General features: G+C 68.7%; 1 protein-coding gene. It reads right to left on the reverse strand.

What is annotated here, in order from left to right; genetic code table 11:
- A partial coding sequence (locus AAFU51_18875; protein MEO1573307.1) for a choice-of-anchor B family protein occupies positions 1–623 on the reverse strand: 623 nt, incomplete at both ends.

Genomic DNA, 623 nt, shown 5'->3' on the forward strand with positions numbered 1-623 from the left:
ACGAGCGTGAGGCGGCGCGTCTCAGCGAACGTCTCGCCCACCACCCGCACCACGTACGTCCCGCTCGACAGGCCCGCCCCGTCGAACGTCAGCGTCAGCAGCGACCCCGCCGCGCCCGCGCCCTCGAAGAGCCGCGCTACCTCCCGGCCCAGCAGGTCGTACACCGCCACGCGCACGTCCTCGCTGCGGTCGAGCGCGAGCGTGAGCGTGGTCGTCTGCTGGAAGGGGTTGGGGTAGGCCGCGCTGAGGCCGCGCACGGCATCGTCTGGTGTCGGCTCGCCTGCGGTGGGGCTGATGACGGGCGAGCGGAGCACGAAGAGGCCGTTGGACTGGTCGTTGGCGATGACGAGGCCGCTCTCGAAGAACGGGTAGTTGCTCCACTGGCCCCCGTAGGACACACGGTTGCCCGACGGGAAGGTGTCGAACGAGGCCGTGAAGGTGAGCTCGGCGTTGGCGAGGTCGGTGAGTTCGTAGATGCGCAGGCCGCTCTCGTAGTTCGACTGGTAGACGTAGTTGCCGCGGATGTAGAGGTTGTGGTCGGAGGTCGAGAGCACGCTGAGGTAGGCGCCGACGTAGACGGGGTCGTCGAGGTCGCTCACGTCGAAGATGAGCGTGCGCGTGCG

The organism is Bacteroidota bacterium (assembly GCA_039821555.1).
In the GTDB taxonomy this organism is placed as follows: Bacteria; Bacteroidota; Rhodothermia; order Rhodothermales; family Rubricoccaceae; genus JBCBEX01.